This is a genomic window from Aeromonas sp. 600479, from assembly GCF_049175515.1.
Taxonomy (GTDB): domain Bacteria; phylum Pseudomonadota; class Gammaproteobacteria; order Enterobacterales; family Aeromonadaceae; genus Aeromonas; species Aeromonas veronii_A.
This window is the reverse complement of sequence record NZ_JAAKVF010000014.1, coordinates 75,080-97,143: the sequence shown is the minus strand read 5'-3', so window position 1 is coordinate 97,143 and position 22,064 is coordinate 75,080. Positions and strand designations below refer to the sequence as shown.

General features: G+C 60.9%; 18 protein-coding genes. 6 read left to right on the top strand and 12 right to left on the bottom strand.

The window, feature by feature from the left end:
* Positions 1–7: 7 nt before the first annotated feature.
* Entirely contained in the window at positions 8–901 is an 894-nt protein-coding gene (locus tag G5149_RS15095) for a LysR family transcriptional regulator (RefSeq protein ID WP_005340524.1), read from the bottom strand.
* Between the two features lie 92 nt (positions 902–993).
* On the opposite strand from G5149_RS15095, the gene mdtH reads away from it, so the two are divergent.
* Positions 994–2,190: a multidrug efflux MFS transporter MdtH gene (gene mdtH, locus G5149_RS15090; RefSeq protein WP_421212825.1), complete on the top strand. Its 1,197-nt coding sequence runs from the start codon at positions 994–996 to the stop codon at positions 2,188–2,190.
* Positions 2,191–2,325: 135 nt separating this feature from the next.
* Positions 2,326–3,240, top strand: a complete 915-nt coding sequence (locus G5149_RS15085) for a bifunctional helix-turn-helix transcriptional regulator/GNAT family N-acetyltransferase (protein WP_421212823.1) — start codon at positions 2,326–2,328, stop codon at positions 3,238–3,240.
* A gap of 43 nt (positions 3,241–3,283) precedes the next feature.
* Here G5149_RS15085 and G5149_RS15080 read toward each other — a convergent pair whose 3' ends face one another.
* The 5 genes from G5149_RS15080 to G5149_RS15060 all read right to left on the bottom strand — a co-directional run bounded on the left by G5149_RS15080 (position 3,284) and on the right by G5149_RS15060 (position 10,752).
* Positions 3,284–3,760, bottom strand: coding sequence for an ASCH domain-containing protein (locus tag G5149_RS15080; RefSeq protein ID WP_421212821.1), 477 nt, complete (start codon positions 3,758–3,760; stop codon positions 3,284–3,286).
* Between the two features lie 56 nt (positions 3,761–3,816).
* The gene (prfC, locus tag G5149_RS15075) at positions 3,817–5,403 is read right to left on the bottom strand and encodes a peptide chain release factor 3 (protein ID WP_005341267.1); all 1,587 of its coding nucleotides are present in this window, start codon (positions 5,401–5,403) and stop codon (positions 3,817–3,819) included.
* 219 nt (positions 5,404–5,622) lie between these two features.
* Entirely contained in the window at positions 5,623–7,470 is a 1,848-nt protein-coding gene (locus G5149_RS15070; protein ID WP_421212819.1) for a diguanylate cyclase, read from the bottom strand.
* Positions 7,471–7,674: 204 nt separating this feature from the next.
* On the bottom strand, positions 7,675–9,129 hold the full coding sequence (gene viaA, locus G5149_RS15065) for an ATPase RavA stimulator ViaA (protein ID WP_421212817.1): 1,455 nt from the start codon (positions 9,127–9,129) through the stop codon (positions 7,675–7,677).
* 9 nt (positions 9,130–9,138) lie between these two features.
* Positions 9,139–10,752 carry an ATPase RavA domain-containing protein gene (locus G5149_RS15060; protein WP_236347561.1) on the bottom strand — a complete coding sequence of 538 codons (1,614 nt, stop codon included), beginning with the start codon at positions 10,750–10,752 and terminating at the stop codon, positions 9,139–9,141.
* 313 nt (positions 10,753–11,065) lie between these two features.
* Between G5149_RS15060 and G5149_RS15055 the strand changes: the two genes are divergently transcribed.
* Positions 11,066–11,491 (top strand): DNA polymerase III subunit psi, encoded by a 426-nt coding sequence (locus G5149_RS15055; protein ID WP_216980114.1) that lies wholly within the window; start codon positions 11,066–11,068, stop codon positions 11,489–11,491.
* 111 nt (positions 11,492–11,602) lie between these two features.
* Positions 11,603–12,052: a ribosomal protein S18-alanine N-acetyltransferase gene (gene rimI, locus G5149_RS15050; protein WP_337073233.1), complete on the top strand. Its 450-nt coding sequence runs from the start codon at positions 11,603–11,605 to the stop codon at positions 12,050–12,052.
* A gap of 38 nt (positions 12,053–12,090) precedes the next feature.
* Here rimI and G5149_RS15045 read toward each other — a convergent pair whose 3' ends face one another.
* The gene (locus G5149_RS15045) at positions 12,091–12,594 is read right to left on the bottom strand and encodes a hypothetical protein (protein ID WP_371155262.1); all 504 of its coding nucleotides are present in this window, start codon (positions 12,592–12,594) and stop codon (positions 12,091–12,093) included.
* A 227-nt stretch (positions 12,595–12,821) separates the two neighbouring features.
* Between G5149_RS15045 and G5149_RS15040 the strand changes: the two genes are divergently transcribed.
* Positions 12,822–14,612, top strand: coding sequence for a long-chain fatty acid--CoA ligase (locus G5149_RS15040; RefSeq protein ID WP_337073231.1), 1,791 nt, complete (start codon positions 12,822–12,824; stop codon positions 14,610–14,612).
* 81 nt (positions 14,613–14,693) lie between these two features.
* Here G5149_RS15040 and gshA read toward each other — a convergent pair whose 3' ends face one another.
* From gshA to G5149_RS15020, 4 genes are all read right to left on the bottom strand, one after another.
* Positions 14,694–16,292 (bottom strand): glutamate--cysteine ligase, encoded by a 1,599-nt coding sequence (gshA, locus tag G5149_RS15035; protein ID WP_337073230.1) that lies wholly within the window; start codon positions 16,290–16,292, stop codon positions 14,694–14,696.
* A 61-nt stretch (positions 16,293–16,353) separates the two neighbouring features.
* Positions 16,354–19,167: a M16 family metallopeptidase gene (locus G5149_RS15030; protein ID WP_421212813.1), complete on the bottom strand. Its 2,814-nt coding sequence runs from the start codon at positions 19,165–19,167 to the stop codon at positions 16,354–16,356.
* Between the two features lie 27 nt (positions 19,168–19,194).
* Positions 19,195–19,632 (bottom strand): YqaA family protein, encoded by a 438-nt coding sequence (locus G5149_RS15025; RefSeq protein ID WP_101531118.1) that lies wholly within the window; start codon positions 19,630–19,632, stop codon positions 19,195–19,197.
* An 81-nt stretch (positions 19,633–19,713) separates the two neighbouring features.
* Positions 19,714–20,691: an NADP-dependent oxidoreductase gene (locus G5149_RS15020; RefSeq protein WP_421212811.1), complete on the bottom strand. Its 978-nt coding sequence runs from the start codon at positions 20,689–20,691 to the stop codon at positions 19,714–19,716.
* A gap of 56 nt (positions 20,692–20,747) precedes the next feature.
* Between G5149_RS15020 and G5149_RS15015 the strand changes: the two genes are divergently transcribed.
* Positions 20,748–20,915: a hypothetical protein gene (locus G5149_RS15015; RefSeq protein WP_005308905.1), complete on the top strand. Its 168-nt coding sequence runs from the start codon at positions 20,748–20,750 to the stop codon at positions 20,913–20,915.
* Between the two features lie 54 nt (positions 20,916–20,969).
* On the opposite strand, the gene G5149_RS15010 is transcribed toward G5149_RS15015, so the two are convergent.
* A complete protein-coding gene (locus tag G5149_RS15010) occupies positions 20,970–21,980 on the bottom strand; it encodes a Preprotein translocase subunit SecY (protein ID WP_139408451.1) in 1,011 nt (336 codons plus the stop codon).
* Positions 21,981–22,064 lie beyond the last annotated feature (84 nt).

The window sequence follows — 22,064 nt, the reverse complement described above, 5'->3', positions numbered from 1 at the left end:
CATCGCTCTACTCATTGCGCCACCGTTTCGCCAGCGTGCGGGCGGTGGCCAACACGGTTTCCCGGGCCGGATTGGGCCGCTTGCCACCGCGCCACGCCATCATCACATCCCAATGCTCTTGCGGCAGATTGCGCACATCTAGCCTGACCAGCCGCCCCACCTCCAGATCCCGCTTGATGGCCAGTTCCGGCATCAGGGTGATGAACCCGTGTTCCAGCGCCAGATCCCGCGCCGCACTGGCGGGCTGCACCGCATGCAGGGGGCTGGCGGCCCGCCGCAGCCGCCGCAACTGCTGGATAAAGACGTCACACCCCGGCCCCCACACCTGAGGTGCCAGCCGCTGGTCGGCAATATCCTCCAGCGTGAGGCCGTGACAACCGGCCAGCGGATGCAATGGCGAGGCGATAGCGATAATGGGGGAGCAACAGAGCAGCTCCATCTGCAGGCCCGCAACCGGCGGGCGCTTGAGCACAAAGCCGATATCGGCCTCGCCGGTCAGCAGCGACTGCATGATCTCGCCGGAGTGATCCGTGGTGCAGCGGATCTCAAACGGCTCGTCCACCAGCTCCATCAATAGCGAGCCAAACACCACCGAAGTGAGGGATGGCAGGCTGGAGAGACGGATACAAGGCAGCGCAGGCGCCCCCTGCAGTGCCAACCGTCCTTCACTCAGAGTGGCCAGCGCCGAGCGGGCGGCAGGGAGAAACTCCTCGCAGGCGCGGGTCGGCGTCACCCCACGCCGATGGCGCTGAAACAGCGGCGCCCCGAGGCTCTCCTCCAGCTGGGCAATCCGCTGGCTCACCAGCGGCTGTGACCAGCCACGAATGGCCGCCGCCTGACTAAAACTGCCCAGCTCGGCCACATCCAGCAGCAATTGCAGATCGTCCAGATCCATAGACATAAATAATCCTGATATGAAATATAGGTAGTTGTCGTCTACCACTATATCTAAACCCTCTCCAGAATGAAGGTATCTGTGAATGAGAGGGCGTTATGGTCGATAGGGCGAGGTTTTGGGGACGCTGGTTTCTGGCGCTGGATACCACACTGGTGATCCTGGGTTTCTTTGTGGTGATGCCGATGATCAGCCTGCGCTTCGTCGACCAGCTCGGCTGGGCCGCCGGTCTGGTGGGGCTGGCCCTCGGCCTGCGCCAGCTGACCCAGCAGGGTCTGGGGATCTTCGGCGGCTCACTCGCTGACCGCTTTGGCGCCCGCCCGCTCATCGTCACCGGCATGCTGTTGCGCGCCGTCGGCTTTGCCACCCTGGCCTGGGCCGACAGCGGCGCCATGCTGATTTTCTCCTGCTTCCTCTCTGGACTGGGCGGTTGCCTGTTCGACCCGCCACGGGCGGCACTGGTGATCAAATTTACCCGTCCCCATGAGCGGGGCCGCTTTATCTCCCTGCTGATGATGCTGGAGAGCGCGGGAGCCGTCACCGGTGCCCTGCTCGGCAGCTGGCTGCTGCGCTTTGACTTCACCTACGTCTGCCTGCTGGGCGCCGGACTCTTCACCCTGGCGGCTCTATGCAACTGGACCCTGCTGCCCGCCTACCGCCTCTCGGTCAAAGCGACTCCGATGCGGGAAGGATTGGAGCAGGTGCTGGCGGATCGCGCCTTCTGCCGACTGGTGCTGATCTTAAGCGGCTACTACATGCTGTGGGTACAGGTGATGCTGATTTTCCCCATTCTGGTCAAGCAGCTCTCCGGCACCACCACGGCGGTAGGCTGGATGTACAGCCTGGAAACGGCGCTGTCACTGGCGCTGCTCTACCCCATCGCCCGCTTCAGCGAACAGCGTTATCGCCTCGAGAATCGCCTGCTGGCAGGCATTCTGATGATGACGGTGGGGATAGGTCTGGTCGCTTTCGTCAGCACCCTCTCCGGCCTCTTTGTGCTGCTGGCATGCTTCTATCTCGGGATAATCATCAGTGAACCGGCCCGGGAGACCCTGATGACCCGGCTTGCCAACCCCACAGCCCGCGGCAGCTACATGGGCTTCAGCCGCCTCGGGCTGGCGCTGGGAGGCATGACCGGCTATGTAGGCGGCGGCTCCCTCTATGACTTCTCGCTGCAACAGGGACAACCGGCCCTCCCCTGGCTGGTGCTGGGCACCATAGGCGTCGTCACCATGCTGCTGCTCGCCCGCTGCTTCTCCCGCCGCCCGGAGCTGGCCATCAGAGCCGCCGCCTGACGACCCCCCTGCGGCAGCCCAATCAACGGAGCTGCCGCTCACCCCATATTCTGCAAGTCATCACAGCAAAAGGTTGCGAATTACAACTTTTAAGCTATTTTAGTTGTCATACACAACTAAACAGGAAATCCCGATATGGATCCCCGTCCCCTGCGCGCCCTGTCGCGCGATCTGGTTCGCGAACTCGGCATGCTCTCCCAGCAGTGCGGCAACCTGGCCCTCACACCCATCGAGGCTCACCTGCTGATCGAGCTGGAGAATGCCCCGGCCACCAACCAGCAGCTGGCAGAAAAGCTGCACATTGACAAATCCAACGCCAGCCGTCCGCTGGCCCGCCTCGCCGAGCGGGAGCTTATCAGCTGGCACCCGCACCCATCCGACGGGCGCAGCAAGGAGGCCCGCCTCACTGCCGAGGGGCAGGCGATGTTGCTGACGCTGCATCGGGAGATGGACGGGGCGATGGAAGAGATGCTGGCGCAGCTGAGCCAATCCGAGCGCGAACAGCTGTGGAGCGGCATGCTGCTCTACCGCAGCGCCCTCTCCCGCGCTCGCCGCCAGCAGGGCTACCATATTCGCCCTATCACAGAAGCAGACAACCCTCACATCGCGACCGTTATCCGCACCGTCTCGGCTGAATATGGGCTCACCGCCGACAAGGGATATGGCGTCTCGGATCCCAATCTCGACACCCTCTCCCAGAGCTATCAGGGGGAAAAGAGCCGCTATTGGGTTATCGAAGGGCCGGACGGTTCCATCCTCGGCGGTGGCGGTATCGCACCATTGGCGGGAGAAGAGGGAGTCTGCGAGCTGCAGAAGATGTACTTTATGCCCGCCCTGCGCGGACTGGGTCTTGGCAAGCGGCTGGTGTTGCAGGCACTGGACGAGGCGCGTGCGCTTGGTTATCAGCGCTGCTATCTGGAAACGACCGAGGTCTTGCGCGAAGCCACCAGCCTCTATGAATCACTGGGCTTTGAACACCTGCCCGGCCCCCTTGGCTGCACCGGCCACGGGGATTGCGAGATCTGCATGGTGTTAGACCTGGCGCTCTAAAGTGATAGCGGCAAGCAGGAGTCTTCCCTGCTTGCCGCTTCGTTTACTGCGGCAGCGCCACTACCCGGAATCGCTCCAGCACCAGCGTGGCGTGCTCATCAAATTCGCCCCCTTCCGCCTTCATCTCGCGCTCGAAGAATGCCTTGTGCGCCTCGCGCCACCAAGCCAGAGAGCCATCTCCCTCCCCCTCCTCGGCGGCAAACGCAGCATCAATCTCATCGAATCGGCACAAGGTGACCGAGACTATTTCAACCAGCGCCTTGGGCTGACCACTCCAGTCGGTTACCACCAGTAGGTCCCCCTGTTCCGGCATCCGCTCGCCCTTCTCCAGATACCAGTAAGCGAGGCTACAGGTCGCTCGCTTGCGCCCTGCTGCCACCAGCTCGGCACAAAGATTGGCATTGTGTTCATCAGCACAAAAGTAGTCAGCAGACACATGGCGTACTCGTGCTTCAACGGGTAGGGATAACAGATAACGCTCAACCAGAGCCGAGCAGGCGGGATTCATCGATTCAGCCATCATCTCTCCTTGATAGATAAAAAATCCCGCCATCTGGCGGGATTCGGTAAGCAGTATCAATGCTCGCGAGTCTGGCGGAACTCCACGTCCGGGTGGCGCTCCTGGGCCAGGCGCAGGTTGACCATGGTCGGCGCGATATAGGTGAGGTTGTCACCGCCATCGAGGGCCAGGTTGACCTCGTTCTTGCGCTTGAACTCCTCGAACTTCTTGACGTCGGTCCCTTCCACCCAGCGGGCGGTGGAGACGTTGACCGCCTCGTAGATGGCCTCGACGTTGTACTCGCTCTTGAGGCGCGAAACCACCACGTCAAACTGCAGCACACCGACCGCACCAACGATGAGATCGTTGCTGATCAGCGGACGGAACACCTGTACCGCCCCCTCTTCGGAGAGCTGGACCAGCCCCTTGAGCAACTGCTTCTGCTTGAGCGGATCGCGCAGGCGGATGCGGCGGAACAGTTCCGGTGCAAAGTTCGGGATACCGGTGAACTTGAGATCTTCACCCTGGGTGAAGGTGTCGCCGATCTGGATAGTACCGTGGTTGTGCAGACCGATGATGTCGCCGGCGAAGGCGTCTTCCGCCTGCTCCCGGTCACCGGCCATGAAGGTCACGGCGTCGGAGATGTTCACATCCTTGCCGATACGCACGTGGCGCATCTTCATGCCCTTGCTGTAAGTGCCTGATACGATACGCATAAAGGCGATGCGGTCGCGGTGCTTCGGATCCATGTTTGCCTGGATCTTGAACACGAAGCCGGAGAACTTCTCCTCGGTCGCTACCACTTCGCGGCTCTCGGCCTTGCGCGGCATGGGTGCCGGCGCCCAGTCGGTCAGGCCATCCAGCATGTGATCGACACCGAAGTTACCCAGCGCAGTACCGAAGAAGACCGGGGTCATCTCGCCAGCGATAAAGGCATCGTGATCGAACTCGGGAGAGGCGCCCTGCACCAGCTCCAGCTCGTCGCGCAGTTGCTGGGCCAGATCTTCGCCGACGGCGGCATCCAGCTCCGGGTTGTTCAGCCCCTTGACCACCCGCTTCTCCTGGATGGTGTGGCCCTGACCGCTCTGATACAGATAGGTCTCATCCTTGTAGAGGTGATAGACCCCCTTGAAGGACTTGCCACAACCGATCGGCCAGGTGATGGGGGCACACATGATCTTCAGCTCGCGCTCCACCTCGTCCATCACTTCCATCGGATCGCGCACTTCGCGGTCCAGCTTGTTCATGAAGGTGAGGATGGGGGTATCACGCAGACGGGTGACTTCCATCAGCTTGCGGGTCCGGTCTTCAACACCCTTGGCGGCATCGATGACCATCAGGCAGCAGTCGACCGCGGTCAGGGTACGGTAGGTATCTTCGGAGAAGTCCTCGTGACCCGGGGTGTCAAGCAGGTTGACCAGACAGTCGGCATAGGGGAACTGCATCACCGAGGTGGTGATGGAGATACCACGCTGCTTCTCCATCTCCATCCAGTCGGATTTGGCGTGCTGGCCCGAGCCACGGCCCTTGACGGTACCGGCGCGCTGAATGGCCTGTCCGAACAGCAGGACTTTCTCGGTGATGGTGGTTTTACCCGCATCCGGGTGCGAAATGATCGCAAAAGTGCGTCTCTTGGAGACTTCACTCAGAAATTCAGCTGACATAATTCAACGTTCTTCTATTGAGCGGTGGCATCAGCCACCGTGGGAATAAATCCGGAATGCCGCTCACGGCACATGTATACGCAACGAAAGCCACGCCAGCTGGCGTGTTGCCAACCTGGTGGAGAGAGGGAGGAGGGTTGCGTTACATGGGTCTTCTCGCCTGAGTCAAAGCAAAATTGCGCGGCATTATACCCGTACGGGTGAAAAATACCCAGTCCGTCAGTTGTCTGTTTCCACCCGGTTGCGCCCAGCCCCCTTGGCGCGGTAGAGAGCAGCATCTGCACGACGGATCAACGCGGCCAGATCCTGATCATCATCGCGCAGGCAAGCACACCCGATGCTGATGGTCACCGGATGAGACAAACCGGGCAACGCCCGTTGACCGATCCTGGAGCAGATCCGTTCCGCCACACGAGACGCCTCCTCCAGCCCCGTCTCCGGCAGCAGCGCCAAAAACTCCTCTCCGCCGGTGCGGCCCAACAGATCCTGCTGCCGCAACTCTCTTGCCACCATTCGGGATACCCACTGCAGTACCCGGTCTCCCTGATGATGCCCCAGCAAATCGTTGATCCGCTTGAAGTGGTCGATATCAAAAAGCAACAGTGAAAAGGGCATTTGCTGTCTGCGGGCCAGCTCAAAATGTTCACGACCATCCACCAGCACCCGACGCCGGTTATCGATACCGGTCAGCTCATCGGTAAAGGCCAACCGATGCATTCGCCGATTGCGCTCAAGCAACCATCTCATCGTCAGCAAAACCACGCCCCCGCAGAGCACCATCACCACCAGCAACCAAAAGCGACGCTCCTTGATCCGCGCCAGCTCCTGCTGTTGCAACTGCTGCTCGACCCGCAACCGCTTGTTCTCCTCCGCCTGGCGGGTCAGTTCAAACTGGCCGCGCACCCAGGCGGTACTCTGCTCTCGTTGCATCTGGTCGAGACGCTGTTCCTGTGCCAGATGCTCTCGGAGCGCCGCCAATGCCGCCGGATAGTCCCCTTGCAACTCGAATGCACCACTTCGGACGGCATAGAGGTCCATCAAGTAACGAGTGTGCCCCTCAGCTTCCAGGATCGGTTCAATCTTCTCCAGCGCGCTCAGGGCCGGGGCAGGCTCCCGTATTTTCACCTGTAATTTAGCCATCACCAGCTCGAGATGGGCGTAGAGGATAGGGTCTACGTCAGGAGTGAGCACGCCAGCAGCCTGCACCAGCAAGCGCTTGGCCTCCTTCGTATGTGCCAGACCGAGCAGAGCCTCCGCCAGCATCACCTGACGATCCGCATGTTCAATCCGGTACTCGGGCTGATGCAAGAAAGCGAGACTATGTTCAAGCTCATTTTGTGCTTCCTGATAGCGTCCCGTCTCCAGATAAACCAGAGCCAACTGCTCTCTCATCCTCACCAGACCGAACTCGTCATGGCTGTGAGCAAAGTGATCATGCAATCGATTCAGGGTGGTAAACGCCTCGGCATAGAGGCCCATGCGACGAAACGCGGCGGCAATCTCGAGCTGCGTACGGTTGTACCAGGTGGTCAATCCCAACTGTTCGTAGATGTCGTGCGCCCTGGAGAGATCCACCAATCCTTTTCCGGATGCCCCCTGAAACGACAACATGGCTCCCCGGTGGGACAGCGCTAGCGCCTCCAGCTTGGGTAGGGCAGCCTCCCCAGCCACCCGCAGCCCCTCATCGTAATCACGACGAGCCTGTGCCACCTCGCCGAGTAGCTGATTGAACCAGCCACGACAGATGAGCAACTCTGCAATGGCTGCGTCATCTTCCTGTTTTTGAGCCAGCACCAGTTGTCTGTCGGCATACGCAATCGCACGGCGAGATGCCAGAATGTCATCGGCAGATTGCGTCCAGCAAGCCAGACGGCGGATCCGCATTAGCTGTGACGGCGGATAGGCGCTGTCATCTTGTAGCAAGCGAGTTACACGCTCCCGCAACAACGCTATCGGTTGGTGGGCACGCTCCATACCCTCCAGTTCATTTTCCAACTGCTCGGGTGACAAGGGGTTGGCTGCAAGCCCGAATACCGCCAACAACAGCAGCAAGGCAAGTCGGCTCATACACACTCCGGATCAATGGGAAAGAGCACCGGGCAAGCCGATACTGGAAAATCACTCTCTTGTCCCCTGTAACAATGGCTATATAGGCTACCGCAAGGAGAGATATTTCGAATGGCTACCTGGTCACATTTCACAGGGATATCATAATGTTGGAATAAGATGGGGATGCAGGGAGAAAAGAGATGAGCTGCCCCATCCCGGTGACTAATGATGCTGCCATCGCCGAAGCAGCCGACCGAGCAGACCACAATCGAGCAACCAGCTGTTGTCGAAAACCCGCAGCAGTGCCGGTTTGGCGTGACGGGACATGGCAACAGCGTGAAAACGGGTCTGGCGTTGACGATAGCGGTTCATCTGATCGAGCAAGGCGTGGGGCAGGCTCTGGGCGATAAAGTCGGAAATGACCAGCACATCCGCCTTGGCAAAAGCGGGCTCATCGAGTTTGACCAGCGCCTTCTCGAGACAGGGCACCAGATCAGTACCACCGTGAAAGCTCATGGAAAGGAAGCGTTCTGCCTTGTCCAGTCCGGTATCGGCGGTGATCTCCAGGGTCGCCACCTCGGTAGAGAAGAGCATAAGGTAGCAGCCGCGTTTCTCATCCATCGCCACCTTGAGCAGCGCCAGAAACAGTGCCTTGGCACACTCCTCGGGGTAGCCCCCCATGGAACCGGAGGTATCGACACAGACGATAAAGGGACCGCGCTGCTGCAGCTGTTTGCCCCCCTGCTCCGGGGTACGCAGCATGATGCGCTGGCGCGGCAGGGTACCCCGCGACTGATAGCTGAGCAGACGCCGCTCCAGATAGCGACGGTAAAACTCCAGCTCCAGCTCAGGCAGCCCCAGCATTACTGCCTCGCTGGGCAGCAGCCGCATCAGGTCGCTCGCCTGATGAATGCCCACCAGATCGTCGGGCACATCATCGCTGGGTGCCGGTTCCAGCTCCAGCACCTCGACCGGCGGCACCGGCTGTTCCTGTGCCCGCCGATCCCGCTCGCTGCGCCCCAGCAGACCGGCAATCTCAGCCAGCAATGGCTCGCGCTGCAACATACGGGCATACTGCTTGATCAGCACCAGGCTGCGCTTGTGCCAGTGCCCCTGCGCCAGATCCCAAAGGCCGCCCGCGGAAATCTGATTAGGATCAAGGGCATCAGCCAGGGTGCGACTCGCCAGCAGCTGATCTTCAATCTCCTGACGCTGCTTCTCCCGCTCCGCCTCGGCGATCTGCTGCTGCAGTTGCAGCAGGCTACCCACCAGACTGGCACGCCACTTGTCGATAAAGAGCTGGCGCAGCCCCTCGGTAGGATGGGCCATCAGCTGGCGCACCAAGGAACGTGCCTCACCGGCGAAGGGGCTGTAGTGATCCAGCGACTCCAGCAGAGTGGGCAAACGACCTATCAGTTCGGTCATCGGCAACTGCCGGTGCGCCTGATAGAGCAAGTACTCCTGCTCCAGCGCCACCGGCACCGGCTTGTGACGGATCTCCTCGCCAAGCTGCTCACCCCAGCTCTGCAGGCGCTTTTTCAGCAGCTTGCCCTGCAGTGGGGAGCGTTTGATAAATTCGGAGATCTTGGGCGACGCAGCAAGCAAAAGTGCCACCTCCCCTGCAAGCTCCCCTTCACCGATCAGGAGCCCCAGATCCAGCATGCCAATCTCAAGCATGAGCGCTCCTTACTCGTCCAGTCTTGGCAACCGCTCACGCCAATGCACCAACTCGCCACGCAGCAGTTCAAGATCCCGGTTCAGCACGAAGAAACTGTCCTCCACCTGTTGCAGCCAGCGCTGGGCAATAAATAGGTGCTGCCGATGACGCTCGAACAGAGTGCGCTGCTGTTTAAGCTCCTGCATCACCTTGCCGACCTGGACCAGTTGCTCGTCGAGCGCTTGCAGCCAGGGCGCCAGCACCACCTCGGGGATGGCGTTGCGCTCCATCAATACCAGCGGGATCTGCTGGCGCTGGATATCGAGCACCTGCAGGCGCAGCTCATCGTCCAGCACCAGCTCGTAATGCCCCTCTTTCGGGTTGCCGAACTCATAGCCCACCAGCGCCTCACCGGTCGGATGCCAATGGGAGAGCAGGGTACGATCGAACACCAGGGTGCTGGTAAGACGCTCGGGATCGCTGCCATCCAGCGGGGCCGGGGTGAGCAGATGGAAGTGTACCTGTTTACCAAAGGGTCTGGCATTGGCGAGGGGGATCTCGATCCCCCTCGCCCGACGGCCAAACCACTGTTTACGCTTGCGTGCCTTGCAGCAGAGACGCTGGGACACGCCCTGCTTGAGCTGTTTGAATTGATCCCGCAGCGCCAGCAGCTGGCGGGTCATCGCCAGTTGCTGATAACCATAGAGGCGGGAAAACTCGGTCATCATCTCCAGCAGGGCGGTACGAGACTCCTCGTCATGCCATAGACAGTCCTTGAACAGCAGCAGATCTACCGGCGCGACCTCGTCACGACCGTTGAAGAAGGCGCTCGCCTTGATAAGCCGTACCGCCTTCTTCCAGCGACGATCCGACACATAGCAGCGGTGGGCCAACTGGCTGTCGAGCTGCTGGCGCAGCTGATAGATGAGTTCGAAACAGGCATCCGGCAAGCGCACCTGTTCAATCTGGCTCTGCCACTGCTCGTACTCATCACCCCGGATCTGCAGGGATTCCGGCAAGTTCTGGTGGGCGTGACCATCGCTGGCCAACATGGATTGAAAGTTGGCTTTCTCCTGCACCCGATCCATCCAGATCCGCACCAGCATCCGGTCGTAAAGCGCTTCCAGCCCGCTATCCGGCGCCGGTAGTTCGTTGGATGCGGTCACCAGCAACCGCATCGGGATGGGGTGCTGGCTGTCGCCGTTGCGAAACTGTCGCTCGTTGATGGCGGTAAGCAGGGTGTTGAGGATGGCGGGGCCCGCCTTCCAGATCTCGTCGAGAAACACCACCTCGGCCTCTGGCAGATAACCAGCGGTGAGGCGCAGGTATTTGCCATCCTCTTTCAACGCCTGAATGGAGAGGGGGCCGAACACCTCCTCCGGCGTACTGAAACGGGTCATCAGGTATTCAAAGTGGCGGGCGTCGTGAAAGGCCAGCTTGAGGCGGCGTGCGATCAGGCTCTTGGCGATACCGGGTGGCCCCAGCAAGAAGACACTCTCGCCACTGAGGGCCGCCAGCAGACCGAGGCGCAGGGCATCCTGCCGTTCGTAGAGTCCCTCACCGAGGGCGGCCAGCAATCGGGGCAGGCGCTCCTGGATAGGAATAAGACGCGCAGGGTTCTTGGCTTGAGCTAAAGGCGACATAGAGACGGTTCCGAAGCTGGGATAATGATGACCCCAAGGCGTGATATCCATTTGCTCGACCTTGGGTTTTGTCTTGTTATGATGTTTATTCTGGTATCTCTTGCCGCACAATACCCGCCTCTGGCAGGAAAAAACGCAAAGGCAGTGCGATACCGTATCGGCAGCGTGCTGCGCCCATGCATAGCCAGTGTCCTGATGGCACCATGCCAGCATGCGCCAGATGATGCGTTGCAAAGGGTGCAGCAAAAGCGGTTCGAGTGTACCCTGCGCAACACATTTTTCCCCAATGCAGATCAAGAGTGAGTCGCCTCAAATGCAAGATCCCGTTCGTCAGAGCATGTTGGCCCGCATGGGCATTCAAAGCTGGCAACTGCGTCGTCCGGCATTGCTGGGCGCAGACCCCGCTCGAGAGCTTGAGCAACATACCAGCCAGACAGCCCCCGCCACCAGCGCCCCGCTGCCCAGCGGCAAACTCTGGTTGCTGGCACCTCAGCTGCCTGCCACCACGCTGCTGGCGGATATCTGCCAGTTGCTCGGCATGACACCCGAGGAGGTCTCACTGCTCAGCGAGCTGCCGCCTGCCGATCTGCAAACGGCGGGCGCCTCGCCGCTACTCTGGCTGACGGAGGCCAACCCGGAACGACCCGATGCGCTGATCTGTCCGCTAGACCCCAGCGCCGCGCAAAAGCGAGCCTTGTGGCAACAACTGCGCCGACATATGGCAAGTTCCACGGCATGATCCTGCATCCTGCCTTCAACATCCTCACTGAAGCAGCTCTATTTACCTGATTTTACAAAAGTTGTGTCTGACAACCCCGAGACATCCCCTATTCAGCTACCCGGAGTCACCATGCCTGAGTTTCGCCCCCTGCTCGAAGCCGATTTCGACCTTGTTTACCCCATTGAGCAGGCTGCCCACAAGGAGCCGTGGAGTGAGGCCAACCTGCTCTCCTGCTTCGGCCCTCGCTATCTCAACGGCTTGATGCTGGTCGATGGTCGCCCGGCGGGCTTCTATATCTCGGATCTGGTGGCCGGTGACAGCTCGCTGATGAACATCTGCGTGCATCCGGCGTTTCAGGGCAAGGGGTTGGGACGAGCGCTGTTGCAGACCTATCTGGCGCGCAGCAAGCAAGCTGGGGCAGAGGCCTGGTTTCTCGAGGTACGGGCCGGTAACCAGACCGCCATCAACCTCTACGAGAGCGCCGGTTTTGCCGAGTATTGCCGCCGCGCCGACTACTACGGCACCGGCAACGACAGGGAAGATGCGGTGCTGATGTCGCGACTGTTCGATTTCGGCTGATCCAGCCTGTTCGTCGCGCCCAAGCCTTTTGTCCCCCCTCAATCGAGGGGGGCGTTGTCCAGCGCGGGATCCTGCAAGGCCAGGGTGGTATGTACCACCGCCTCGAATCCGGCCCCGGAGAGCGGCATATAGAAGCCACGCTGCCAGGTTTTTCCCGGCATCCAGATCTGGTCGATATCCACCACTATCTTGATGGGCCTGAGGGGCTGCCCCGGCTGCTGGATATAGATGCCGGGCGGTGTGGCGACTTTGGGAAAGCGGCGCAGGATCTGCTCGCTGCCATCCCCCTTGCCCGGGTTGAGCCGCACCTTCACCAGCCGGGCAAGCGGGCCAGCCATCTCCTTGCTCTGCCAGAATTTCTTCTCCAGATCGCCGCAGCGGCGGCACTTGGGGGTCTCCAGCACATAGAGCAGCGGATAGCCCAACGCCAGCGCCTGTTGCTGCGCTTGCTGATACCCCTCGGCCCCCTGATACCAGGGATTGGCGGGCCCCTGTGATGACGTTCCGGCAAAGAACCAAAACGCAGCGCCCCCCACCACCATCAGCCCGACCGCGGCCAACGCCCCTTTCACCCACAGATTCATATCGTTAACCCTCTCTCTGCCTCCTAGCAGTATCGGCCAGTCTGCGCAAAGGGAGAGCTATTTGCGCTCTTTGTGATCCAAGACAAACGGCGAACACTTGTAAGCTGTAATGTTGGAGTTTAAACTCTAGCCCGATTTTTAGTGCCCTCGCGGGCGTACAACTGTAATTAAAGGATGTTTAACTGATGCCGAAGCTTCATCTGGTTCGACTGATGCGTGAACGTATTGCCCAGCTTGGCAACAAGGCTGCCCTGCGGGTTCAGCAAGATGGCCAGTGGCGCGCCATCGGCTGGCGTACTCTGGGCCAGGCCATGGACTACTGCGCACAGGCGCTGATCCGTGCCGGCCACCAGCCCACCGAGATGGTCGGCATCTATGCCCGCAACATGCCGGAATGGACCCAGGCCGATCTCGGCATCTTGGCCGCCCGCGGCGTCAGCGTCCCTATCTACCCCACCAGCACGCTCGATCAGCTGCGCTACATCGTCAAAGATGCCGGCATCAAGGTGCTGTTCGTTGGCGAACAACCCCAGTTCGATCAGGCGCTGCAACTGATTGAAAGCGGCGAGATCCGCCAGCTCATCGCTCTCGATGGCAACGTCAATCTGCGCGGCTGCGAGCAGGCGAGCCACTTCCAGACATTTCTGGTCTCCGGCAACCATCAGCCCAGCGAGCAAGAGCTGCGAGTACGGGAAAGCCAGTACCGGATGGATGATTTGCTGACCCTGATCTACACCTCCGGCACCACAGGCGAGCCCAAGGGGGTCATGCTCGATTTTGCCAACATCGCCGCCTGTTTCGAGATGCACAACAGCCGCCTCGACCTCAATCAGCAGGATGTGTCGCTCTGCATGCTGCCGCTCAGCCACGTGTTCGAGCGCGCCTGGAGCTACTACGTGCTCTACTGCGGTGCCGAGAACGTCTATATCCGCGATCCGCAGAAGGTGATGGATGTGATTGGCGAGGTGCAGCCGACCGTAATGTGCGCCGTACCGCGCCTTTACGAGAAGGCCTACGCCATGATCCAGGCCAAAGTTGCTCAGGCTCCGGCTCTGCGCCGCGCCCTGTTTGGCTGGGCGACCAAGGTCGGCAAGCAGATGGTTGCCACCCGTCAGGCGGACAAGTCCGCCTCCCCGCTGCTCTACGGCCAGCTCTGGCTCGCCGAGCGGCTGGTGTTTCGCAAGCTGCGCGCCCGCTTTGGCGGCCGCACCCGCTTCCTGCCGGTGGCAGGCGCCCGTCTGGCTGACGATGTGAACCTCTTCTTCCAGGCGATGGGACTCAACCTCAAGTACGGCTACGGCATGACCGAGACCACCGCCACCGTCTGCTGCTACGAAGACAGCCAGTTCAAGCTCGGCTCCATTGGCACGGCACTGAACGGCATCGAGGTGAAGCTGGGTGAGAACAACGAACTGCTGGTGCGCTCCCCCACAGTAATGCGCGGCTACTACAACAAGCCGGAGGCGACCGCCGAGGTGATGACCGAGGATGGCTTCCTGCGTACCGGCGATGCCGGTGAGCTCGACAGCCAGGGCAATATCTACTTCACCGAACGCCTCAAGGAGCTGATGAAGACCTCCAACGGCAAGTACGTGGCCCCGCAACTGGTGGAAGGGACCATCGGCAAGGATCGCTTTATCGAGCAGATCGCCATCGTCGCCGATGCCCGCCACTTCGTCTCGGCGCTGATCGTGCCCTGCTTCGAGTCGCTGGAGGAGTACGCCCGCTCCATCAACCTGCAATACCAGTGCAAGACCGAGCTGCTGCGCCACTCCCGGGTGATGGAGTTCTTCGAAGCCCGCATCGCCGATCTGCAAAAAGAGCTGGCCAAGTTCGAGCAGGTGAAGAAGTTCACCCTGCTGCCGAGCGCCTTCTCCATGGAGCTGGGTGAACTGACCCCCACCATGAAGCTGCGCCGCAAGATCATTGAGGCCAAGTACCAGAGCGAAATCGAGGCCATGTATAACCACGTCTGATATCGCTCAGGTTCAGAGGAATAAAAAAGCCGCTCACTCGAGCGGCTTTTTGTTGGCACTTTGGTTGGTACGAACCCGCCTTCAGGCCGGGGTCTTACTGGTCCCGAAGTAGTCGGCCAGGAAGTCATCGAACGACAGGCTGTCGCTGCGCTCGCGTTCGCGCTGCTTGGCCAGCGAATCCTTCGCCTCACCGGCAAAGTAGGCCTCATCCCAGTACTGCAGCTCCCCTGCCAGCAGCTCCTCGCGATAGCGGGTCGCCAGCTTGTCGCCATAGCAGCCGTTGTCCTTGCCACTCTCCAGCAGCTCCTTGAGCATGCGAGCGGAGTAGGTAAGCTCGGGGTTGAGCAGCTTCTCGCGGTGCATCGCCAGCGTCTCACGATAGCGGTTGCGGCCGCAGCAGCGATCCAGCAGATCGGCTACCTGAGCCAGCTCGTCAAACAGTTTGAGGCCGTACTCTTTGAGGCCAATGACATTGCCCTGCTCATCTTCCAGCGTCAGGCCGGGACGACGCCCTTCCAGCACCACCTTGTTCTGGTTGCGGCGGTTGCGGGCAATCTCCTCGTCACTCAGCACCGGAGAGGGGCGCAGCAGGCACCAGACCAGGAACAGATCGAAGAAGCGGATCTGATCCGCATCGATGCCGAGCGGGGTGAAGGGGTTGACGTCCACGGTACGCAGCTCGATGTATTCGATGCCGCGCTGATCCAGCGCATCCGAGGGCTTCTCGCCGCTGCGCGGGGTGCGCTTGGGGCGGATCGGGGCGTAGAGCTCGTTCTCCAGCTGCAACACGTTGTCGTTAAGCTGACGATACTCCCCATCCACCTTGACCCCGATCTTGGCAAAGTCGGGATTGTGGGTGTTGATGGCGCGGCGCAGGCTGCTGACATAGGCCGGCAGATTGTCGTGGCTGATCTTGAGCCCAGCCTGGGCGCTGTTGGTATAGCCAAGATCGGAGAGACGCAGCGCGGTGGCGTAAGGCAGATAGAGGGTGCCCTTGCCGGTCTTCTCGAACGGCAGGTTGCTCTTGCGCCCTTTGAGGAAGGATTCGCAGATGGCCGGGGAGGCGCCAAACAGATAGGGCACCAGCCAGCCGAAGCGGTAGACGTTGCGAATAAGCCCCATGTACTTGTCGGAGATAAAGCGCTGGCTGCAGCACCCTTCGCACACCAGGTCCTGCCACTCGCTCCAGAAGCTGTCGGGCATGGAGAAGTTGAAGTGCACCCCGGCGATCACCTGCATCAGGCTGCCGTAGCGGTTCTTCAAACCCTGACGGTAGAGGGTCTTCATCTTGCCGATATTGGAGCTGCCGTACTGGGCCAGCCGGATGCTCTCTTCCCCGCCGACGAAGCAGGGCATGGAGAGCGGCCAAATCCGCTCGTCACCCAGATGCTGAATCACATGGTGATGGATGTCGCCGAGCTGCTCCATCAGGCTGTCGATGGAGTCGGTGGCCGGGGTAATGAACTCCAGCAGGCTCTCCGAGTAGTCGGTGGTGATATTGGGATGGGTCAGGGCCGAGCCCAGCGCCCGGGGATGGTCACTCTGGGCGAGCCGGCCATCCGGCGTGATGCGCAGGCATTCACGTTCGATCCCGCGCCGGATCCCCTTGAGCGCGGTGAGGCGCTCCGGTGATCCCAACGCATTCAGCAACTCGGTGAGCGACAAGCTTGTTGTAGTCATATTCACGGCTCATGTGAGGCCGCCCCATCCGGGGCGGCTCTTGATTTTTATAAAGCGTCAGTTACGGCAACTGCAGCGGATAGATGGGAAGATGAAGCTCCTTCAGGGGTTTTTCAAGCTTTTGCTTGTCTCCCACCACCACGATCACCATGTCGGCCGGATTGAGCCAACGGGCGGCACTGGCCTTCAGCGCCTCGGGCGACACCGTTTTGATCAGGTTGTTCTGGGCCTGCACATAGTCCGGTTTCAGGTCATACATCACCATCTGCAGCAGGAAGCCCGCCTTCTGGCCCAAGGTCTCGTAAGAGAGGGCATCCTGCTGGGAAACCGCGCTGCGCATATAGGCCAGCTCGACCGGGGTCGGGCCGCTCTTGCGGTAGTTGTCCATCTCCTTGAGGAACTGGCGGATGGCATCCACAGTCGCATCGGCCCGCACATTGGCGCCTGTGGCGAAGGTGCCCACCTCGCGGTTGGCGGAGAAGCCCGAGCTGGCGCCATAGGTGTAACCCTTGTCTTCCCGCAGGTTGAGGTTGATGCGGCTGTTGAAGTTGCCACCCAGGTTGAAGTTCATCAGCCCGGCGGTGAAGTAATCCCCCGTGGTATCAAACGGCATGGCGCGACGGCCGATGCGGATCACCGACTGGGGCGCCCCCGGCTTGTCGACCAGATAGATGCCCGGCTTGGCCTGCTCACCCTTGAGCTTGAGATCTCCCAGGGTTGGCTTAGCCCCCTTCCACTCGGTCAGGAAGCCAAGTTGCTCCTCGATCTGCTTCTGGTCCACATCACCGACCACAACCACTTTGGCGTTGGTGGGGTTGTAGTAGGCCTGATAGAAGTGCTTCACGTCCGCCAGGGTCAGCTTGGCCACATCGGCCGGTACCCCGTCGGTAGGTTGCCCGAGGCGGTTCTGCTTGCCGTAGACCAGTTCGCGGAACGCCTGCCCGGCCAGCCACTCGGGCTGCTGCTGGGCCTGTTGCATCCCTTGCAGCAGCTGCGCCTTGACCCGCTCGAAGTCCGCCTCCCGCATGCCCGGGCGCTCCAGCACCTCGCGCACCAGCGCCATGGTCTGGGGCAACTTGTCCGCCAGCGAGCTGACGGTGATGAGGTTGTTGTACTGGGCGCTGGAGACATCAATGCTTGAGCCCAGCTTTTGCAGCTCGTCGCTCAGCTGAGCCTCGGTCAGGCGCACCGTGCCCTGCCCCATCATGGCGGCAGTCAGATTGGCCAGCCCAAGTTGCCCCTTATCTTCGGCACGAATGCCGCCCGGCAGGGCAATCATGATGGAGACGGCGGGGATCTCGTCACTCTTGGTGCCGATGATCTCGATGTTCTTGTCGAGCTTGCCGTGCCAGATGGCGGGCACCTTGACGCTCACCGCCTCGCTCGCCTTGGGTTGCACGCTGCGATCGAAATTGTCTTTTACCGGTCGTTCGGCCAGCGCCTCGTCATGCTTGCTGTAATCCGGCAGCTCGCGCTTGGCGGGGGTAAAGTTCGGGGTGGCAACCTGCCACTCGGTCTTGCCCTTGGGCACCACGCTCAGCACCACCGCCGGCTTGCCGGCGATGAACTTGTCGTAGGCGGCCTTCACCTGCTCAGGTGTCACCTTGCCGATGGCATCGAGAGTCTTGAACACATAGTTGGGATCCTGGGCAAACACCTGACCCATGGCGAGCTGGCTCACCTTGCCGGAGACGCTGTCCAGACCCCAGATGGCGGAGGCGCGGTACTTGGCGATCGCCTTCTCCAGATCTTCCGGCTTGAGGCCGCGCTGGGCGAACTCGCCGATCACCTTGTCCACCTCCCCCTTGAGGGTCTTGAGGCTGCCATCCTGCGACGGGTTGGGATAGGCGTAGACGGTCAGGGTACAGGCCAGCTCTTCGCAATAGTGGGACGCCCCCACATCGATCGCCTTGCCGGTTTTCACCAGCGACTGGTAGAGCATGGAGCTGGCGGAACCGCCGAGTACGTCGGCAAACATGTCGAGTGCCGGCTCCTGCGGATCGCCAAGAGAGACGGTGGGGTAGCTGATATAGAGCAGCGGCAGGTGTACCTTGTCCTGTAGCGTCACGTAGCGGGTCTCGGGCAGGGTCACCGGCTTTGGCGTCGGCTCGGCCACGTCCGGGCCGCGCGGGATGGAGCCGAAGTACTTCTCGATCCACTCGAGAGCCTGCTTGCTGTCAAAGTCGCCGCCCAGAGTCAGGGTGGCGTTGTTGGGACCATACCAACGCAGGAAGAACTGCTTGAGGTCGTTCACATCGACCCGGTCGAGATCTTCCACGTAACCGATAGGCTGCCAGGAGTAGGGGTGAGTACGCGGATAGAGCGCCTCCCCCACCTTCTCGCTCACCAGCCCGTACGGCTGGTTATCGACCCGCTGGGCCCGCTCGTTCTTGACGGTGGCGCGCTGGATCTCGAACTTCTTCTGGCTCACCGCATCGAGCAGGAAGCCCATCCGGTCCGCCTCCAGCCAGAGCACTTTTTCCAGCTGGTTGGCAGGCACGGTCTCGTAGTAGTTGGTGCGATCCTTGTTGGTGGTGCCGTTCATGTCGCCACCGGCTTCGTTGATGATCCGCATATGCTCCTGATCACCAACGTGTTTCGAGCCCTGGAACATCATGTGTTCGAAGAAGTGGGCAAAACCGGACTTGCCGACCGTCTCGCGGGATGAGCCGACGTGATAAGTCACATCGAGGTGCACCAGCGGATCGGAGCGGTCGGGGGCCAGGATCACAGTCAGGCCGTTGTCCAGCTTGTACATCTGATAGGGGATGGCGAGCTTGCCCTCCTCCTTGCCCTGTTCGGCGATCAGGGTCGGTGCCGCCAGCACCGGCAGGGTGAAGCCCAGCAGAATCGTTAAAGGTATGACTTTGTTCACAGTGACCTCGTGAGTGACAAAAACAGGCTAGAAAATGTGACTGGCCAGCAGAAAAACCAGGGCATAACGGAACAATTTGCCGAGCCCGATCAAAATGAGAGAGCGCCAGAAGGAGAGGCGCAGCCAACCGGCCAACAGACAGAGACCATCACCGACCACCGGCGTCCAGGCAAGCAGCAGACACCAGTGACCATGTTGTTTGAGCCAGCCTAAGGCTTTTTGTTCCCCACGGCCTTGAAAATCTTCCGGTTTTTTCTTGAAGGTGGCGAGCCAGCCAAGCCACCAGGTGGTCATGGAGCCGAGGGTGTTGCCGAGCGTCGCCCACAGCAGCAGGCTCGCCATGCTCCACTCCCCTTTCGCCGCCATGGCCCCCAGCAGCACTTCCGAGCTGCCGGGCAACAGAGTGGCTGAGGTAAAGGCGCTCAAAAAGAGCCACCCCAGCCCCATCTCCATTAACTCATTCATGATGCGCGTCCCCCCCCCCCCCAGGCAAGGACGCGAGGCGCTCAATAACAGCCACACCATGTGCCATCTCCATCATCTCGCTCATCCGGGATAGCCGTCGGCCGCAGGCATCCGCAGCAGCAGCTTGCCGCGTACATGGCCCCCTTCGATGGCCTGATGGGCCAGCGCCCCCTCGGCCAGGGGGAATTCACCGGCGAGGGTGACCTTCACCTCCCCCTGACGCAGCAGCATCAACATCTGACCCAGCTGCTTCTGGTCGGGGTGAACCAGCATGCCGACCACCTCGATACCCGCCGCAGCCCCAGCATCCTTGATCTGCTGGGCGGTAATGGTGGGCACAGTCACCAAGCGGCCACCCAGCTTGACACAGGCCAACGCCGCCTTGCCGCTCTCGCCGCCTACCAGATCCAGCACCAGATCGACCTGGCCGGCCTCTGCCACCACAGCTGCTGGCCAGTTTGCGTCGTGGTAATCCACCATCCAGCGCGCCCCCAGAGCGTGCAGGAAGCCATGGTTGTCGGGGCTGGCGGTAGCCACCACCTCGGCGCCATAGGCGCTGGCAAACTGCACCGCCAGATGGCCGACACCACCGGCACCGGCAAGGATCAAGACCCGCTGACCGCTCTGGAGGCCGCCGTGCTCAAGCAGCCCCTGCCAGGCGGTGAGACCGGCCAACGGCAGCACCGCCCCCTGCTGCAGGCTCACCCCGTCGAGCTTGACCAGCTCGCTCTCGCTTGCCACCACAGACTCCCCGTAGCCACCTGCGGTAAGGGGAAAACCGACCATGCCGCACACCCGATCCCCCTCGACCAGCGAGGTCACGCCGGGGCCCACCTTCTCTACCACGCCGGAGACGTCATAACCCGGTGTCCAGGGCAGCTTGTCCTTGTTCTGGGCCGCCGCCCAGCCAAGACCGGCGCGAGTTTTGGCATCGATGGGGTTCACCCCCGCAAAGCAGATGCGCACCCGCACTTCGCCATCGGCTGGCACCTTATCGAGGGAAGGGTTGAGCTTGAGTACCGAGGGGTCACCGAATGCGGTAATCTGTAGTTGCGTCATTGCACAATCCATCCTGTTGATTGATCAAGGGTCAACAGAATAACAGCGAGGACACCATGGCTCGAATGTTTCTTATTCCTCTGTTGCTGGCACTGGGGTGGTGGGCATTTCTGCTCTACTTCCGCATCCCGCTCAAACAGGGGGCCAAGGGGTTTTACTGGATCATCGGCATCGGTGGCGGACTGGCCGCCTTCCTCAGCCTGATGATGGTGCTGACTCACTGAGTGCCACAGCCACTCGATAACGAAAAAGGCCACCGAGTTTCGGTGGCCTTCTCACTATCCGGCTTGCTGCTCCAGCGCCGGATTGAGGTAGTAGTGGCGATTGCTCCCCTGCCCCAACACCCCTTGCGACAGCAGATGGTGGAACACCCGATCCACCTCCTCCAGCGAGAGTGACAACGCCTGTGCCACCGAGCGCTTGCTGCACTTGAGCTCACCGCTCACCAGCGCACCGCGCACCTGCGCCAACACCTCGGGGGCGGGCTCGGGGGGCATGATGGGCTCGGGCTGGGCAGCCATCGCCAACGCTGCCTGCGCCTCTCTGCGAGCTTGCTCCTGCTGCCAGCGCCACATCCGGCGAAAGCGGTTTTCCTCGCCGATCAGACTGACGAAAAAGGCGCCGAACACGTCGAGCAACACCGAGAGGAAGCAGACCAGCAGGAACTGCACCTGACTGATGCTCATCCCCACCCCGTCCGCCAGACTGCTCATCAGCCCCAACATGGAGGATTGTTCGTTGACCGGCTTGGCATCGCGCTGCTGACGCAGCTCATCCTGCTGCAAGCGCAGCTTGGTATTGGCGTGCTGCAACGAGGAGACGCCACTGGAGATCCGCTCCAGCTCGATATATTTGCGGGCCGCCTCCTCGTTGAGCTGGATCTGCCGCTCGATGCTGGCGATCTGCTCGTCGAAACGGGCCAGTTCCCGTTCGTGGCGCGCCTGCTGGCTCAGTACCGTATTGGTGGCGCTGTTGATGCCACCAATACTGCCGCCGATGGAGATGGCCGCCAGCACGCTGTAGAACAACAGCGACCAGAAAGCGCCACTCAGATCCCGCCGCGCCTTGCGCTCGCCGTACTCGTACCAGACATAAAACTTGCCCAGCTCGAAGATGATGGCCAAGCCGCCGAACAGCCACTTCATCAGCGGGTTGTCATCGATGGAGAGGAACAGCAGCAGGGAGAAGATAATGGAGGCCAGAATAGCCAACCCGGTGAAACTGTATACCGTCGTCAGAGCAAACCACCCCTTGGGGTAGCGCAATGTGGAGGAGTCCTGTGTGGTCATGATGAAGGGGGGTGCTGTGCAGGAAAAGTTGGCTGCCGATTATAGTCGCCAGACTCGCACAGAGAAGGGCAAATGACTGAATTC

Coding starts and splice junctions, on each gene's coding strand:
- G5149_RS15055 (WP_216980114.1), top strand. CDS start 11,066: ATGCAAGATCCCGTTCGTCAGAGCATGTTGGCCCGCATGGGCATTCAA.
- G5149_RS15040 (WP_337073231.1), top strand. CDS start 12,822: ATGCCGAAGCTTCATCTGGTTCGACTGATGCGTGAACGTATTGCCCAG.
- G5149_RS15060 (WP_236347561.1), bottom strand. CDS start 10,752: ATGTCGCCTTTAGCTCAAGCCAAGAACCCTGCGCGTCTTATTCCTATC.
- G5149_RS15025 (WP_101531118.1), bottom strand. CDS start 19,632: ATGAATGAGTTAATGGAGATGGGGCTGGGGTGGCTCTTTTTGAGCGCC.
- G5149_RS15010 (WP_139408451.1), bottom strand. CDS start 21,980: ATGACCACACAGGACTCCTCCACATTGCGCTACCCCAAGGGGTGGTTT.
- G5149_RS15070 (WP_421212819.1), bottom strand. CDS start 7,470: ATGAGCCGACTTGCCTTGCTGCTGTTGTTGGCGGTATTCGGGCTTGCA.
- rimI (WP_337073233.1), top strand. CDS start 11,603: ATGCCTGAGTTTCGCCCCCTGCTCGAAGCCGATTTCGACCTTGTTTAC.
- G5149_RS15020 (WP_421212811.1), bottom strand. CDS start 20,691: ATGACGCAACTACAGATTACCGCATTCGGTGACCCCTCGGTACTCAAG.
- G5149_RS15080 (WP_421212821.1), bottom strand. CDS start 3,760: ATGGCTGAATCGATGAATCCCGCCTGCTCGGCTCTGGTTGAGCGTTAT.
- mdtH (WP_421212825.1), top strand. CDS start 994: ATGGTCGATAGGGCGAGGTTTTGGGGACGCTGGTTTCTGGCGCTGGAT.
- prfC (WP_005341267.1), bottom strand. CDS start 5,403: ATGTCAGCTGAATTTCTGAGTGAAGTCTCCAAGAGACGCACTTTTGCG.
- G5149_RS15015 (WP_005308905.1), top strand. CDS start 20,748: ATGGCTCGAATGTTTCTTATTCCTCTGTTGCTGGCACTGGGGTGGTGG.
- gshA (WP_337073230.1), bottom strand. CDS start 16,292: ATGACTACAACAAGCTTGTCGCTCACCGAGTTGCTGAATGCGTTGGGA.
- viaA (WP_421212817.1), bottom strand. CDS start 9,129: ATGCTTGAGATTGGCATGCTGGATCTGGGGCTCCTGATCGGTGAAGGG.
- G5149_RS15085 (WP_421212823.1), top strand. CDS start 2,326: ATGGATCCCCGTCCCCTGCGCGCCCTGTCGCGCGATCTGGTTCGCGAA.
- G5149_RS15045 (WP_371155262.1), bottom strand. CDS start 12,594: ATGGTGGTGGGGGGCGCTGCGTTTTGGTTCTTTGCCGGAACGTCATCA.
- G5149_RS15095 (WP_005340524.1), bottom strand. CDS start 901: ATGTCTATGGATCTGGACGATCTGCAATTGCTGCTGGATGTGGCCGAG.